We start from the raw sequence: 14,944 nt of genomic DNA on the forward strand, positions 1-14,944 counted from the left end.
ACGGTGCGACTCGGCTCCGAGCGTTACTACGTTCACGCAGGCAGGACAAACGCCGAGACTAGGACGGGCCGAGTGACTCAGGAAACCGTGGCAACGAGAAGGTTCGTGGAGGGGGAGGGCCTCAACGTCGAACTCTTCCAGAGGCTGGTGTTCACCCGCCGGTTCCTGGAGAAGGTCGACACCCTGTACCGCCAGGGACGGGTGCGTGGTCCGGCACACCTGGGCTTGGGCCAGGAGGCGATCGCCGTCGGCGTTGGGTCTCTTCTGCGACCCGGTGACCGTTCGATCGGGACCTACCGGGGTCATGCCCACGCCCTCGCCCGGGGTGCCTCGCCAGAGTCGATGCTGCGCGAACTGCTCGGCCGTGAGGGCGGCATCTGCGCCGGCAAGGGAGGCTCGATGCATATCACTAGCGTCGAGCATGGCTACTACGGCTCTTACGCCATCGTCGGTGCTCACCTGACTATCGCTAACGGATTGGCCTGGGCGGACCAGATCCAGAGGAACGATGCGGTTACCGTCTGCTTTTTCGGCGACGGGACGGTCAACATCGGGGCCTTCCACGAGGCTGTGACCTTGGCAGCTGTGTGGAAGCTCCCTGTCGTATTCGTCTGCGAGAACAACCAGTACATGGAGTACACCCCGATCTCGGCGATGATCCCAACCGCACGCCCCGCGGCGGACAAGGCAGCCGCATACGGGATGACCTCGATCGTGGTCGACGGGAACGACCTTACCGAGGTGCGTCGCGTCATCGGGGCAGCGATCGAGGATGCGCGTTGTGGCCGGGGGCCTGCCCTCGTAGAGGCCGACACCTACCGCCTGAAGGGACATTCTGCGGCCGACGCCGGGAAGTACCGCCCCGCCGAAGAGGTCGAGCGGTGGCGCGCCCGCGACCCGCTCCTGGTCTACCGGGAGCAACTGATCGCGGCGGAACTCCTCGACGACTCAGCCGCGGACCAGATGTGGACCGATGCGCGGGACGAGTTGAACGCGCTGACCGAGGTTGTACTCAAGGCCCCGCCTCCGGACGCGTCGGGAGCCTGGACGGACCTATGGAGCGACGGGAGTTCATCGTGGCGCAACTGAGTTTTCGCAACGCCGTGCGCGACGCGTTGGCGCAGGAGATGCGGCGAGACGAGCGCGTCATCGTGCTGGGCGAGGACGTTGCTATCGGCGGTGTCTTCAAGACAACGGCCGGGTTGCTTGACGAGTTCGGCTCGCGGCGAGTTTGGGACACGCCGATCTGCGAGCAGGCCATCGCCGGGGCGGCTATGGGTGCCGCCATCGCCGGGCTGCGACCCATTGCAGAGATCATGTTCTCCGACTTCTACGCCACCTGCTGGGATCAGGTGGTCAACGAGATCGCCAAGACCCGATACATGACGGGGGGGCAGGTCACCATTCCCCTCGTGCTGCGCGGAGCGAACGGTTTCGGCAGCCTGGGATTCGGGAGCCAGCACGGCCAAGCCTGCGAGAACTGGGTGATGACGGTGCCTGGTCTCAAGATAGTTTCGCCCGCCACGCCGGCAGAAATGAAGGGCCTCTTGGCGGCCGCGATCCAGGACCCAGACCCGGTGCTGGTCTTCGAGCACAAGGCGCTCTACGGGGCTGTCGAGGAGGTGCCCGACGGTGATCTGGTCATCCCGTTGGGCCGCGCGCGGACCGTGCGCCCCGGGCGGGACGTGACGCTGGTCGGTCTCTCGATCACGGTGCGGACGTGTGAGGAGGCCGCTGAGCGGCTTGACGCCCAAGGCATCTCAGCCGAGGTGATCGACCTCCGGACCCTTGTCCCGTTGGATGCACAGGCCGTCCTGGAGTCGGTCGCCCGCACTCACCGTCTCGTGATCGCGGAGGAAAACCCCGGCCAGCTGGGCTGGGGTGCCTCCTTGAGCTCGATCGTCGTCGAGGAAGCCTTCGGCGAGCTCGCCGGACCACCGGTCCGAGTCTCCGGCGGAAACATTCCGTATCCGGTGGCCAGCGTGCTCGAGGCGGAGGTCGCGGTAACCCCAGATCGGGTCGTCCGAGCTGTCCAGCAGGTACTGGGTATCTCGGCACCCACCGCGACTGCGGTCCCGCAGCCCGCAGCAATCAACTAGGGAGGATCGAGTATGAAGATCAGAGACAAGGAAGTCTTGTTGCCGACTTCGGCGGTCTCGGGGTTTCCGCGGCCGCACTGGCTGCAGGGCCGAGTGCTGGGTTCGCTGAATGAGCCCGTTTACCGGAGCCTCAACGCGCGAGTTACGTACGAGGACGCGACGAAGATCTGCGCCCATGAGCAGGAACAAGCAGGACTTGACATCCTGTGCGATGGCGCGCAGTACTACGAGTGGGAGGCTCCGGGCTTCCAGTTGGAGCCGATCTTCCATTTCGTCCCCGAGAACCTCGGGGGGTTCCGGCCCTACGGTCCTCCCGGTGACGGGGCGAAGTACGCGCCCTTCTACAAGGCGGTGGTCGCGGAGAAGATCGAGTGGAAGCGCCCCATCTTTGAGCCGGTAGTCAACGCTATGCAACTTGCGACCGACAGGCCGTTCAAGGTCGCATTCCTCGGTCCCGCGCAACAGAGCATCATCGTGGACAACCAGTTCTACTCCGATCCGGTTGATGTCGCGCGCGACCTCGCGATTGCGATGAACCACGAGTTGAAGTACTTGAAGGGTATGGGTTTGGAGGCGGTGCAACTGATCGACGTACTCGCGCCGTACACGCAGGAATCGTGGCAGATCGAGGTGCAAGAGTTGATGTTCGACGGCGTGGACGTCATGAAGTTCTGGCACGTCTGCTATGGGAGCGTGGACGGTCAGCGGGACGTCTTCGAGGCGAAGACCCGCGACATGATGCCGCTGTTCAAGGCTTCCCCAGTGGACGTGATCCACCTCGAGAGCTGCAGCGCCGAGTTTGGCGAGCTGGAGGCTTACCGTGACTTCCCAACCGACAAGGTGCTGGGTCTGGGGGTCGTCAGCGCCAAGAACACTATCGTCGAGACACCTGAGACCATCGCAGAGCGGATCCGGAAGCGGCTTGAATATGTGCCGGCCGACAGGCTCCTGGTGTCCCCCGACTGTGGGCTCGGCTACTTCTCGCGCACCACGGCCTATGCGAAGCTACGCAATATGGCAGCGGCGGTCGAGATGGTCCGGAGCGAGCTCTAAAGTGATGCCGTAGTCGCACGCAGAACAATGGGCACGTACAGCGGAAATCAGGTGCCCCCGCCGCGGCCCGGCTCAGAATGGAGATGGGATGACCAACACCGACGACTTCCTTCCTGCCGGGTCGGGCCTGGCGGCGGGGGACCATCTATGCGGCTTCTACCGCAATGACCACGAACGCGACGCGATTGTGATCCCCTTCATAGAGGAGGGTCTGGCGGACGGTGCCTCGTGCACGTGTGTAGTAGACAGCTGTACCCCGACACAGGTCCTTGACCGGCTGGCCCAGGATATTGACCTCGCCCCGCATCTTGACGCACACCGATTGGAGGTGCTCACGGCCGAGGATACGTACCTACGTCGCGGGACGTTCTTGGCCGAGGAGATGCTGCAGTTCTGGGAGTCTAAGGGCCGTGCTTTGTGGGGCGATGTCGTCCCGGAAACTCCAGTTCGCAACCTGGGCGACATGAGCTGGGCGCACCGTGAGTCGGTCCGTTTCGAGTCGCTGATCAGCTACGAGGCCGAAATTAATCGGATCATGCGCGACTTCCCGCAGGTCAATCTGTGCCTTTACGACCTCAACCGATGCTCGGGGGAGGTGGTGCTAGATGTGTTGAAGACACACCCGAAGGTGCTGCTCGGGGGGATGGTGATCGATAACCCTTACTACATCGACGCCGACGAGCGCATTGGCAGCCGGCCAAGCCAAACGGCGGCAGCCCCCGAAATGGCCGATGCTAAGGCCACCGCAGGTGCGTAGCCTCGCCAACCGCGTACCTAGCCGTCCGACACCCGGCTCACCATGGCAACATCAGCAGCGCTCGATCCTCGTAAGCTCGGCACCGAGAGCGTGGGCTCGACCGCTGTCAATCCAGAATTTCAGCGGCGACCAGTCCTTCCAGTCCTTCCAGATCCTGAAAGCGTGATGGAGCGTTGAGCATTCGGGGAGTTCAGCGGCGGAAGGGGTGCGGGAGACCCGATTGCCCGACTGTGATCGCCCTTGAAAAACGCGTGGTGGTCGTTCTCCTGCGGCGATCGTGGCGACCCGCGACGTTCCGGGCAGCAGTGCGCCGCACCGCGTGGCTGAGCACGCCGACCGGAGAGAGCAGCTGTCCAGGAGCGCCCGGCTTGGAGCCGCGACGCCCGCGCGGCAGGGCAAGCCGCGGGTCGGGGCGGTGGTCCCTCGCGTCGAAGCGATCGTGAGCCGTCACGGCACGTGAAGCCCGCACTCGGTCTTCGAGAGTCCTGGCCACCGCCCTGACCGCGGATCCGCGCCGGTGGGCGACGACGTGCACGGCTTGCACCCCGTCCCGCGCGTATCGCGCCAATAAGGAGCGGAGCCGGCTGATCTCCTGGGCTGACTTCACCCGGCCGCCCTCCTTATGGTCCTGAGTCCGCTGGGCTCTGGGCTCCAGCGTCGGACCGGGAGCCGGGTGTCGATGACGTCCTCGGTGATCGAAGTTCGGGCCCGGGTTCGTCCTACCGAGCCGATCTCCAGCGTGGGTCGGACCCGCACAGTTGCCCTTCGAAGGATGGGCACCGGCCCACGTCGAGGAGTGAACATGCGCGACAGCGTCCGGCGTGCTCAGCGTGCGAGGCAACCGAACGGGCAGGCCTCGGTGGCAGGGCCCACGTTCCCGCCTCTAGACATGTTCTTGAATTTGATCGTGCGGTTAGGCATGCTCCGCAATTCAGCTCTCCATGAGGAGCTCGTCAAAGGCCGCCTGGACACAGTCAACGAACAGCGCGGTATCGGTCACGGCAGCAGGGTCGAGGGTGAGACCGATCGTGCACACACCGTCGTATGAGACAAGGACTGCCATCGCTGGGACGCCCGGTAGCGGTCCGAAGGCATACATTCGCTCGACCTTCTGGCCGGCCAAGTAGAGCGGGCAAGGCGGACCAACCAAGTTGCTGGCTTGAAGATCCACGCGGCGCGCATGCGCGCCCATGGCCGCGATGGCGACGCGGGCTGGCACTTGACGAAGTGTCGGAGCGAGGTGATCCAAGGCGCTCAGGCCGGGTTCGGCTCGCCGCGACGCAACCAACTCGTGGACTGAGCGCAGTCGCTCGAACGGGTCTTCGATCGAAGCAGGACCCGGGATGATCGCTGCGCTGATGTGGTTGCCGGCGACGTGCTCGTTTGCTCCCGCAACGTCGATCGGCAGACTGAGGGCAATGTCGGCGGCGGCAAGCTCGAATGCCTCTTGGTACTTGCGCAAACCACCCAAGAGACCGGCTAGGAAGACGTCGTTGACCTTAGCAGAATTGGCTTTGGCGGTGGTCTTCATGGCGTCGAGCTGTACCTCGAGTGTGACGAAGCGCCGAGAGTTGCTTCGTCCGGCCAGCAAGGGCAAGGGTACCGCGGTGCCGCGATCAACGGTTCGAAGTGCCGAGCGCACATATGACGATGTGTTCGTCAAAGCTCGACGAGGGTGAAGGCTGGCGCCCGAAATCGCGCGCGTGAAGGACGCAGCCCTTAGCGGATTGGTCACCCACAGGCGACCGAATGCACGGACTACCTGTGCGGCGTCGGGGGAGAGTTGTGTCAGAGCGACAGCCTCCTCCAACTTTGCGGGTTCCTGGTGACGCGTGGGCTCGAGACCGAGCAGAGCCGCCATCATGGCGATGGCACGAACACCGTCGGCGATCGCGTGATGTGCGCGGATAATAAGTAGTGCGCGTCCGCCGGTTAGTCGTTCGACAAGGACGGCGTCCCACAGTGGGCGAGCGGGGTCGAACGGAGCCGTTGCGCTGTCACTCGCCCAACTGAGAGCGGCTTCCAGGCTGCCGTCTCCGGGCGCACCGATACGGCGTAGGTGGTATGACAGATTGAAAGCTTTGTCATCGACCCATGACGCACGTCCGGCCGTCCACACGGAGCGGGCGACTCGTTGGTGCATGCGTGGCACACTGCCGACGGCTCGGCTGAAGACGGCCTCCAGTGAGCCGTCTGCTGGTAGACCCTCTAGCACGAGTGCCAGGGTCATGACGGGGCGCGCAGTGGGCCAGGCATCGCCTTTGAGAAGCAGTTCATCGAGCGCGGCCAAGTCGTCCGGGAGCGAGAGGCGATTGAACATGGTCATGCCTTCCTCCGGAGTCCTTTTGACCGCGCAGGGCGCCTAGCCTCTGCCATGCTCACAACCACATAGGGGGTCGGCCGACGAGCGGCTATGTCCAGGACGCGGCTCTGGAACTGCTGCTGGACTTCCACCCAGTTGCGCACCTGCGTGGAGGCGCGGAGCACGGTCTCATCTCGGTCCCCGTAGAACGAACGCAGTCGAACGCCTCTCCGCATCCTGTTCCTGAGCTGGATCGATGAGACTCCTTTTGTCACCTCAGCGATCCTCGCTACTCAGACAGCACACGGTCCAGACCTTAGTCACCGTCGAGATCTGGACTTGGTGGATCCTGCCATGACTCGACACGCACACTCCTTCTCGTCGCTCTCGTTGGTTCATGACTGGAGGAGGTCCGCTACGAGGTCAGGTGCCTCGTAAGGAAGGAGGTGCCCTGCGCCGGGCACCTCGACATAGGAAGCGTTTTTGATGAGGCGTGACAGCCGCATGCCGTTACCAACGGGAATGAGCGGGTCGCGGCTGCCGTGCACGACAACCGTTGGGTGCTGAATGGTCGCCAGGCGTCCTGCGTTGTGCCACGCGAAGATTGCCCGCGACTGAGCAAGGACTCCCGCTCGTGGTGTCGTTCGATCGAGGATCGACTTGACCAGTTCGCTCATCACCTCCGGGTTCGCCGCGGCGAACCCGGGAGCCGCGAAACCCGCCCACATCCTGGTGAAGTACTCGTCCAGCGGCTGCCCACGCTCTGGGGGCCGCAATGCCTTAAGAAGGACCGGTAAGTCCGAGCTGATGTGCGCCGGCGTCGGAGGCCGGGTGCCGACCAGGAAGAGTCGGCCGACTGCGTCGGGGTGACGCAGTGCTAGTTCTTGAGCGATCATGCCGCCCATTGATAGTCCCATGACGGTGGCTCGTTTGACCCCGCACTCCTGTAGCACCCCGTGGGCGTCGTCTGCGAGTTGCGCCATCGTGAACGGAGCGGGCGCCAAGCGGGACCAGCCGGCCCCCCGATTGTCTATGCGAATCACCCGAAAGCTCTTCTCGAGGCCGCGAATCCAGTCTGCCGGCCATGCGAGCCCACTGGCCGTCCAGCCGTTCAGCAGGAGAAGGGGTTCCCCATGGCCACCTTCCCGCCAGTGCACCCACCCCCCGCGGCTCTCAAGGGCTCGGTCGGGGACGACGACGCCGCCTTCGTATGAAGAAGCGAGCTTTCGCTCACCGAGTCGCTTCGTCTCGAGCTTGGTCGGGCGCCGCGCGAGATGGGAAAGGCACGTTGTCGGCAACGCGAGTGTGCGCCGGTTGGTCGCCTCCAGCATGATCCCGAGCCGGGCGTATTCAGCGGCGACAGAGCTTGTCGTGGTGGCGATCGCGACGCGGTCGAGCGCATCTGCGGCGATGAGCGGTACCTGAATTCTCATTTGAGTGTCCTCCGGAGAACCTTGCCTGTGGCGTTGCGGGGAAGCTCGTCCACGTACTCGAAGACCCGCGGGACTTTGAAGATCGCCAACTGCTCCGCGAGGTATTCCTTGAGGGCCTCAGGCGCTACTGCCTGTCCGGGACGAGCCACGATGAAGGCCTTGAGCGCGCTCCCGAAGCGCTCATCGTCGGTGGGCACAACCACTGCTTCGAGGACAGCCTCATGACGATTGAGGACTTCTTCCACTTCTGAGGGGTAGACGTTCTCTCCACCTGAGACGATCATGTCGTCCTCGCGTCCGACCAAGAAGAGCTGCCGGCGACGGTCGAAATGACCGAGGTCACCGGTGGATACGAGGCCGCTGGCGACTTCTTTGCCACCACCATTGGTGTACCCCTCGAAGCGCGCACGGTTTCCCACGAAGACCCAGCCGGACTCGTCGACAGGCGCTCGATGTCTGTCCTGGTCGAGGATTTCGACACGTACGCCCGGAGCGGGCCGGCCGGAGGTTGTGGGCGTACGGCGAAGGGCATGCGGGCCGGCGATCGTGGCTGTTGCGACCTCGGTCGAGCCATACACGTTGTAGAGGACCGGACCGAAGCGATCCAAGACCTCGATGGCGAGACGACTCGGCAACGCTGAGCCGCTCAGGGCCAAATATCGCAGGGACGCTGTCTCGATGCTTGCGAGAACGTCAGGTTCGAGCGAGCAGACCGCCTGCAGCATCGACGGCACGGCGATCAGGCCGTCCGCATGGTGATCCGCCACCAAACGCAAAGTTGACTCAGGGGTCGAACTTCGGATCGCTCACCACGGTGGCACTCAACCCCAGGCCGATCAAAAGATTGGCCAGACCCCAGGCATGAAAGAAGGGCGCAGGAATCACGATAGTGTCGCGTAGGCGCATCGGTACCCGTCCCAACAAGGCGGCGATCCCGTCTGGGCCGGATCGTGACGACCGGGCCGCACCCTGGGGGCGGCCTGTCGTGCCCGAGGTGAGAACCACCAGACGACTCGATTTGCTCGGACGGTCAAGAATGCTCGACTTGTCCTTCGCGATCAGGTCTAAGACTTCCGAGCGGCTGAAGTTCAACGTCACCGGACCTGCACGAACAAGGCCAGTCGCCTCGTCGTCGTGCACGATGCAGCTGAGTTGTTCTGCGACGGCAACCTCCGCTAGCTGACCCTGCCCGAATCCGGTGTTCAAGAAGACCAGGTCGGCCCCGAGCATGAGTCCTGCGACGACTGTCTGTACAAAGAACGGGGAGTTTCGACTCAGAATCCCCACGGTGCTGTCAGGCCCTACTCCGACGTCGGCGAGACCATTAGCTAGCGCTTTAGAGGTTCTCCAAAGTTCGCGGTAGGTGAGGCTCTCGTCCGCGCCGACAACGGCAGTTGCCTCCGGGTAACGGTGGCACGACGCAGCGACGGCACCTAGGGTGCCTCGTCCGTAGGGAAGGGCAGCCAGCATCGCTCGAGGCAGCCGATCGGGTCGCTCGGGTAGGGTCGTGTTCGCTCGAGCGACGATAGCTGAGCTGCGAACTTTGTCGGCCAAGCTCATGTGCGTTCCTTTAGTCGACAGGTAGTTGGGGTCCAGATCACTCTGCTGCTCCGATGGTCTCGAGCAGCGCGGGCGGTCTCCACGACTGGATGACCGAGCACCAACAGGTCGTGTGGTTGCCCCGCGTCGTCGCGCACCTGGTCAGTGAGTAGGCCTTCCGCGACGAAACCCAACTCTCTGAAGAGATCGACCACGTTCGTCTGCTCGACCAGTACCTCGACGGTGATCTTCAAAAGCCGGCGCTCGACTGCGAGTCGAACGCCGGCTTCGGCGAGCGCACGTCCGACGCCTTGCCCGCGCTCGGCGGGATCGACCACTAGTCGTAGTTCCGCGACGTGGTCCGACCAACCCGCACCGGGCACGAGAGCGAGAACCCCCACTGGCTCGCCGGCTGACCGAGCAATCAGCAGTTGAGTGCCACCAGGGTCGCCCAGGAGCGCGCCCCAATCGGCTTCAACGATCCCGGCCTTGAGGAAGGTGTATTCACCGTGGGGGATACGCCTGAGGAGCCCCGAGAGTGCCGCCGCATCACTCGTCGTCTTAAGCCCGATGCGCAGTCGCCGCGTCTTTGTCTGATCAGTCATTGCTACCTCTCACGAAGTCGTCACAAGCCAGTCGACGATGGCCGGAGCGCAGTGTTTTTCGGGCTTGGGAGCCGACAAACAGCCCGGCGTGTCCGGCACGCAGGCTCAGGCTGTCGAGCTGAACGGATCCGAGGGCATCAGCCAGTGGCTCTGTGCACTCGGGGGGCACAAGTTGGTCGCGCTCGCCCACCACGCTCAGCACGCGGCATTCGAGCATGGAGAGTTCGACCATGCGGCTGCCCAGCGGAACGCGTCCCGTGATGAGTGCTCCGCCCCGGATGAAGAGGTCGACGATCTGCTGGAAGAGCTTGCCAGGAAGGGGGATGTGGTCGGTTGACCAGCCGATAATTGCCTGTCTGGCAGAGAGCGCCTCAGCGTTCTCAAGCCCCCGCCATAGTCCGGCGCGCGAGGCGATCGGTGTTGACGGCTGCAGCATCCTGATTGCGTTGAGCATCACTGAAGGGGGGACGTTGCCGGTCTCGTCGAGCATCTGGTCAGGATCCATGCGCCCTTCGCGCAGCAGATTCGCGATAGGACCGAACCTCTCGAAGTCGATTGGTGTCGCTAGCCCGACCAGGTTTCGCACCGACATTTGCGGGTTGCCCGCAGCCGCGATCAGGCAGAGCACGGCGCCGAGGCAGTAGCCGAACAGGGTCAGTTGGTCGGCTCCAGCGATACGCCGAACGGCCGCTGCCGCATGGGGGATGTACTCGTCGCAATACGTCTCGAGCGAGTTCTGGGAATCCGACACATCTGGGACGCCCCAGTCCAGCAAGAACACATCGAAACCGCGCGCGAGCAGATCCTCGACAAGACTTCCGCCTGGGCGGAGGTCGAACACGTAAGGCCGGGTAACCAAACTCATGACGAGCAGGATGGGAGTTCCGTGCCTGATGCCCGCGTCGGCATAGCGATACAACGTCACTCTGTCCCGCTGCCACACCGCAGTCTTCGGTGTCACTCCGACCTTGCCCATCGGAAGACCGCTCAGGTGCTTGAGCCCGTACTGTGCTCGGACGGCAGAGCGGCTCAGCTCACGGTTGACCCGCTCCAGAAACTCCGAAGGTGCGGCCGGGGGCATCGGACTTCACCCCTCGCGGGTCTGCGCGTCAGAGAGCGCGTTGCTGAGCTCTCGAACTTGCCGCTCGACCGCGCCGATCTGCGTGAGCAGCCTGTTCACATCCGTGGCTGCAGGCAGGTTCAGCGTGTGCCACAGCTTGCGTGAAAGATGCTGCGCTCTTGCGGCGACGCCAGTACGGACTCGAGAGGCCAGGGCCACCGCGACCGCGAACTCCTCGCTGCGCACAACCGAGTCCCGGGACGAGCCCAACACGGTGTCGACTGCCCCGAGTCCCGCTGTCACAAGGGAGGTCTTGTTGTCCGGCACAGGCTTCACCAACTTCCTCGGCACGGTGGCCACACAACTGTCCATGAACGTTCGGCGCAGGTCAGGGCGTGTAGCAAGCACTGGCCTCTTCGCATCGATTCCCCAGAATAGTCTCATGTTTCAAACTAAAAATGAAACATGGATCTAACGCTGGCCCAGGTGATGGCCTGCGTCAGCTCCAACACAAGAGCAGATCGCATTCCTCCAGCAGGTCTACGTTGATCGGCGGACGCAGTATCGGTTCCACTCGCAACCCGGACGGAACCGCTCAGTACGTGATGCGCCGTCTCCGAGGACTTGAGTAGGACGTCCTGTCCGCAGACGCCAGGCACTGCGGAGATCGACAAGGTCTTCGTGCGGCTATGAGCGCTCACTCCTCTGCAACGGGTCGGTGCGGTGCACACGGTCCGTGCGGATTTGAGGTAGGTCGACCGGTTGGGTTGGGAGGGGCTACGAGCTGCCGCGGGTCACCCGTGGATCAGAAGGTGGAAGTCAACCCGCCATCGACGACCAGCGATGCTCCGGTCATATATGACGAGGCAGGGCTAGCGAGAAACAGCAGGGCCGAGTCCAGCTCCTGCTGATGGCCGAAGCGGCCCAGAATTGACTCGGCTGCCACCATCGCCCGCAGTGCTTCTGCGCCGTCACCAGCCGTGATCTCGCTCTCGAAGTAGCCAGGGCAGAGGGCGTTGACGCGGATGCCTCGTCTTGCGGACCACTGCTGAGCGAGATCGCGGGTCAGGCCGACAACTCCAGCCTTGCTGGCGCAGTAGCCGGCTTGCGGGAATCGTGAGGCGGCGACCCCGAGTACGCTTGCGATGTTGACGATCGCCGATCCAGAGGGCATGTGGGGGACGCAGGCTCGCGACACCAGATAGGTTCCCGTCAGGTTGATGTCGACGGTTGTCCGGAAGACCTGCGGGTCCTCTCGTAGCGCTCCTCCCGCTTGTCCGACGCCGGCGTTGTTGATCAGCACGTCTATGGGCCCGAAGGCATCGGCGGCGGCTTGCGCCAGGGAGGCGCAGTCCTCCTCCACGGCGACGTCCGTGCGATGGGTGATAACTCGAGCACCGCGCCCACGCAGCTCTTCTGCAACGGCAATCAGTTGTTGCTCGCGACGTGCAGCAAGCACGAGATCAGCGCCGACTCGGGCCAAGGCTTTCGCGAACCCGACGCCGAGCCCCGAGCTCGCGCCCGTAACAACAACGACTCTGCCGTCGAGCCGGAAACGATCGAGAGGGTCCATGCGAATGACCTCTTTCTGTGGGCGCACCGATGGCGTCGAGAACCTGAGGTCGTTAAAACCTGGTTCGAAACATGGTTGCATTATGATGGTTTTGGGGGCCATGATAGCGATCGTTAGTGGCGAAGGGAAGCCGGCAGTCCGCCGGTTGGACAAGGCCTCGTTGTGGTTCACCGAGTTCCAGGAGCGCACGTGCGCAACGCAGTCATCGTTGATGTTGTTCGGACCCCTAGCGGTAGAGGCAAGCCAGGGGGGGCGCTGAGCGGCGTCCACGCAGTCGACCTCCTCGCGCTCGTTCTAGATGCGGTAACCAAGCGCAACGCACTCGACCCAGCCAAGATTGACGACGTGATCGCTGGCTGCGTGGTCCAAGCGGGCGAGCAGTCACTCAACATTGGACGTGCTGGGGTGCTGGCAGCGGGGTGGCCGGAAGGTGTCCCCGCAACAACAGTTGACCGCCAGTGTGGGTCGAGCCAGCAAGCTCTCCATTTCGCGGCGCAGGCGATCATGTCAGGCACCCAGGACGTGGTGATTGCCTGCGGAGTTGAGTCGATGAGCCGCGTGCCGATGGGTTCCAATGTGCTCGGTGCAGACACGTGGGGTCCTCGAGTACGCGCGCGGTTCCCCGATGGCTTCGTCAATCAGGGTGTCGCGGCCGAACTGGTCGCGGAGCGCTGGAAGCTATCGCGCACCGACCTCGACGAGTACGCAGCGCGATCCCACCGGCTCGCCGCGCTAAGCGCTGCGGGCGGTGGTTTCGACGCCGAGACCATTCCAGTTGCTGTGGCGACTGTGACTGGCCTCGAAGTCGACGTGACGACCGACGAAACCCTGCGGGCCTCAACTACCGTTGAGACCTTGGCCGCTCTGCACCCGTCATTTCAGAATGAGGAAATGGAATCAAGATTCCCCGACCTCGATTGGAAGGTCACGCCGGGCAACTCCTCGCCACTGACGGATGGCGCTTCCGCCGCGCTCATGATGGGGGAGGACGTCGCCGCGCGGCTGGGTCTCCGACCCCGCGCCATAGTTCGTCACATGGCGGTCGCCGGGGGAGACCCATTTCTGATGCTCACCGCACCGGTCGATGCGACTCGGAGGGTGTTGGCCAGGGCCGGGTTGACCACCGACGAGATCGACGCTTTCGAAGTCAACGAGGCGTTCGCGTCCGTGCCGCTGATGTGGAGTCGGGAGATGGGCGTTGACGTGGACCGGCTGAACCCACGCGGGGGCGCGATCGCCCTCGGCCACCCGCTCGGAGCTTCGGGCCTGCGGGTCCTCGCCACCATGCTCAACCACCTGGAACAGAACGACCTTCGCTATGGCCTGCAGACCATCTGCGAGGCCGGCGGCCTGGCAAATGCCCTCATCGTTGAGCGCGTCAAGGATTGAAGTAACGGACTGGCGCAGGACCACACACGAAGAACGAATTGATTGGCTCGGCTCACTCCACCGGACCCGAGATCCAGAAGGCTCGGAGCCGACGTGCCCGTGGCACCGAGCGAGGATCAGGTCCGGTGTCGTCGGCAGTGAGCGGCCGTCAACTTGCGGAAGCGGGGGACCCGACGTTCGTGAGCAGGCGCCGCCCAAGGTCGATCGAGTCGTCGATGACCTGGGGGAGGTCTGCCTGGCCGAAGGCCCATCGGACGGCGCCGGCATAGAAGACCTCGCCGATGAGTCTGATGATGTCGGCGAGATCTGGGATTGTCTGCGATGCCTCATCGGTACGGATCCAGTACGGCCAGGAGATGTGTCGTTGCGCGCTGACCACGGCTGGATCGTCGGTCATGGTCGACCGCACCCAGAGGTCGAGCATGTTGGTCTCGTCCAACCAAAGGCTGGCTTGAACGCGGAAGCGCTCGAGTATGTGCTCTGTTGTGCCAAGCGCTGCAGTCGAGTTGACGGCGGCATCCTCGGCGCGGCTGAGCATCAGCGCTGCCCAGATGATCGCACCGCGATGGGCGAGGTTGTCGCGAGACTGGAAATATGTGTAGACGGTCCCCAACGCGACACCCGAGCGGTCGGCGACGTCACGCATTTGGACGGCCTCGTATCCGCCCCCACGCGCGAGCGAGATAGTCGCGAGAAGAACGCGCTCGTAGCGGTTCTGTTGGCTCTTCCTGGGGGCGACCCAGTAGGGGTGCAGATTGTCCGTGGGCGAACCCACCGATTCGACGAACGCCCGCAGCTCGTCGCTGGCTTCCAGCGAGTTCGCCGCCGACCCGTGCGCCCTGGCCAAGTTCCGCGTCCCGTCATCGTTGCTCAACACACGCTTGCTCCCTCGTAAGTACACCACCGTGAAGCCCCCGTTCGGGGCACCAGCGGCCGTGGCAAAATCCCGGCACCAGTCCCAATTAGAATAGCGGTTGATACCATGTTCCTATTCCTGGGGCGCCACGAGCCCCTAGCCACAGTGTTTCGTCCGGCTAGGTCAGGCTCCTTGGATGGCGCGTGAGGCCGTTGGCTGGTGCGGCGACGATCTAGTCCTGTGCGAAGCCCTTTACACGCCGGACTCAGCCCCTCCCA

The 14,944-nt window shown here is 63.8% G+C and carries 14 protein-coding genes; 5 read left to right on the forward strand and 9 right to left on the reverse strand.

From position 1 onward, the window contains the following. The first annotated feature begins 72 nt into the window (after positions 1–72). From EFK50_RS13990 to EFK50_RS14005, 4 genes are all read left to right on the forward strand, one after another. Complete coding sequence (locus EFK50_RS13990; protein WP_221177388.1) at positions 73–1,089, forward strand: thiamine pyrophosphate-dependent dehydrogenase E1 component subunit alpha; 1,017 nt, start codon at positions 73–75, stop codon at positions 1,087–1,089. Further along, on the forward strand, positions 1,056–2,099 hold the full coding sequence (locus EFK50_RS13995) for an alpha-ketoacid dehydrogenase subunit beta (RefSeq protein ID WP_183407824.1): 1,044 nt from the start codon (positions 1,056–1,058) through the stop codon (positions 2,097–2,099). Before EFK50_RS13990 ends, EFK50_RS13995 begins: the two co-directional genes overlap by 34 nt. A 12-nt stretch (positions 2,100–2,111) precedes the next feature. After that, on the forward strand, positions 2,112–3,152 hold the full coding sequence (locus EFK50_RS14000; protein WP_123228136.1) for a hypothetical protein: 1,041 nt from the start codon (positions 2,112–2,114) through the stop codon (positions 3,150–3,152). An 88-nt stretch (positions 3,153–3,240) separates the two neighbouring features. Then, positions 3,241–3,909 carry an MEDS domain-containing protein gene (locus EFK50_RS14005; RefSeq protein ID WP_123228137.1) on the forward strand — a complete coding sequence of 223 codons (669 nt, stop codon included), beginning with the start codon at positions 3,241–3,243 and terminating at the stop codon, positions 3,907–3,909. Between the two features lie 931 nt (positions 3,910–4,840). On the opposite strand, the gene EFK50_RS14015 is transcribed toward EFK50_RS14005, so the two are convergent. The 8 genes from EFK50_RS14015 to EFK50_RS14045 all read right to left on the reverse strand — a co-directional run bounded on the left by EFK50_RS14015 (position 4,841) and on the right by EFK50_RS14045 (position 12,523). Continuing rightward, entirely contained in the window at positions 4,841–6,235 is a 1,395-nt protein-coding gene (locus EFK50_RS14015; RefSeq protein WP_123228138.1) for a wax ester/triacylglycerol synthase domain-containing protein, read from the reverse strand. 371 nt (positions 6,236–6,606) lie between these two features. Further along, on the reverse strand, positions 6,607–7,644 hold the full coding sequence (locus tag EFK50_RS14020; RefSeq protein WP_123228139.1) for an alpha/beta fold hydrolase: 1,038 nt from the start codon (positions 7,642–7,644) through the stop codon (positions 6,607–6,609). Beyond that, positions 7,641–8,411 carry an AMP-binding protein gene (locus EFK50_RS22845; RefSeq protein WP_221177389.1) on the reverse strand — a complete coding sequence of 257 codons (771 nt, stop codon included), beginning with the start codon at positions 8,409–8,411 and terminating at the stop codon, positions 7,641–7,643. The genes EFK50_RS14020 and EFK50_RS22845 overlap by 4 nt, the downstream gene beginning before the upstream one ends. A 16-nt stretch (positions 8,412–8,427) precedes the next feature. Further along, complete coding sequence (locus EFK50_RS22850; RefSeq protein ID WP_221177390.1) at positions 8,428–9,204, reverse strand: AMP-binding protein; 777 nt, start codon at positions 9,202–9,204, stop codon at positions 8,428–8,430. Further along, on the reverse strand, positions 9,201–9,788 hold the full coding sequence (locus EFK50_RS14030) for a GNAT family N-acetyltransferase (protein WP_123228140.1): 588 nt from the start codon (positions 9,786–9,788) through the stop codon (positions 9,201–9,203). The genes EFK50_RS22850 and EFK50_RS14030 overlap by 4 nt, the downstream gene beginning before the upstream one ends. Further along, positions 9,781–10,869 carry an alpha/beta fold hydrolase gene (locus tag EFK50_RS14035; protein ID WP_221177391.1) on the reverse strand — a complete coding sequence of 363 codons (1,089 nt, stop codon included), beginning with the start codon at positions 10,867–10,869 and terminating at the stop codon, positions 9,781–9,783. Before EFK50_RS14035 ends, EFK50_RS14030 begins: the two co-directional genes overlap by 8 nt. 6 nt (positions 10,870–10,875) lie before the next feature. After that, the gene (locus EFK50_RS14040) at positions 10,876–11,208 is read right to left on the reverse strand and encodes a hypothetical protein (RefSeq protein ID WP_123228141.1); all 333 of its coding nucleotides are present in this window, start codon (positions 11,206–11,208) and stop codon (positions 10,876–10,878) included. Positions 11,209–11,653: 445 nt separating this feature from the next. After that, complete coding sequence (locus EFK50_RS14045) at positions 11,654–12,523, reverse strand: SDR family NAD(P)-dependent oxidoreductase (RefSeq protein ID WP_221177392.1); 870 nt, start codon at positions 12,521–12,523, stop codon at positions 11,654–11,656. A gap of 87 nt (positions 12,524–12,610) precedes the next feature. On the opposite strand from EFK50_RS14045, the gene EFK50_RS14050 reads away from it, so the two are divergent. Continuing rightward, complete coding sequence (locus EFK50_RS14050; protein WP_123228143.1) at positions 12,611–13,810, forward strand: thiolase family protein; 1,200 nt, start codon at positions 12,611–12,613, stop codon at positions 13,808–13,810. A 148-nt stretch (positions 13,811–13,958) separates the two neighbouring features. Here the strand turns inward: EFK50_RS14050 and EFK50_RS14055 are convergent, their stop codons facing one another. Next, a complete protein-coding gene (locus tag EFK50_RS14055; RefSeq protein ID WP_183407825.1) occupies positions 13,959–14,684 on the reverse strand; it encodes a TetR/AcrR family transcriptional regulator in 726 nt (241 codons plus the stop codon). Positions 14,685–14,944: the final 260 nt, after the last annotated feature.

The sequence above is a fragment of the Nocardioides marmoriginsengisoli genome (assembly GCF_003725695.1).
Classification (GTDB): domain Bacteria; phylum Actinomycetota; class Actinomycetes; order Propionibacteriales; family Nocardioidaceae; genus Marmoricola; species Marmoricola marmoriginsengisoli.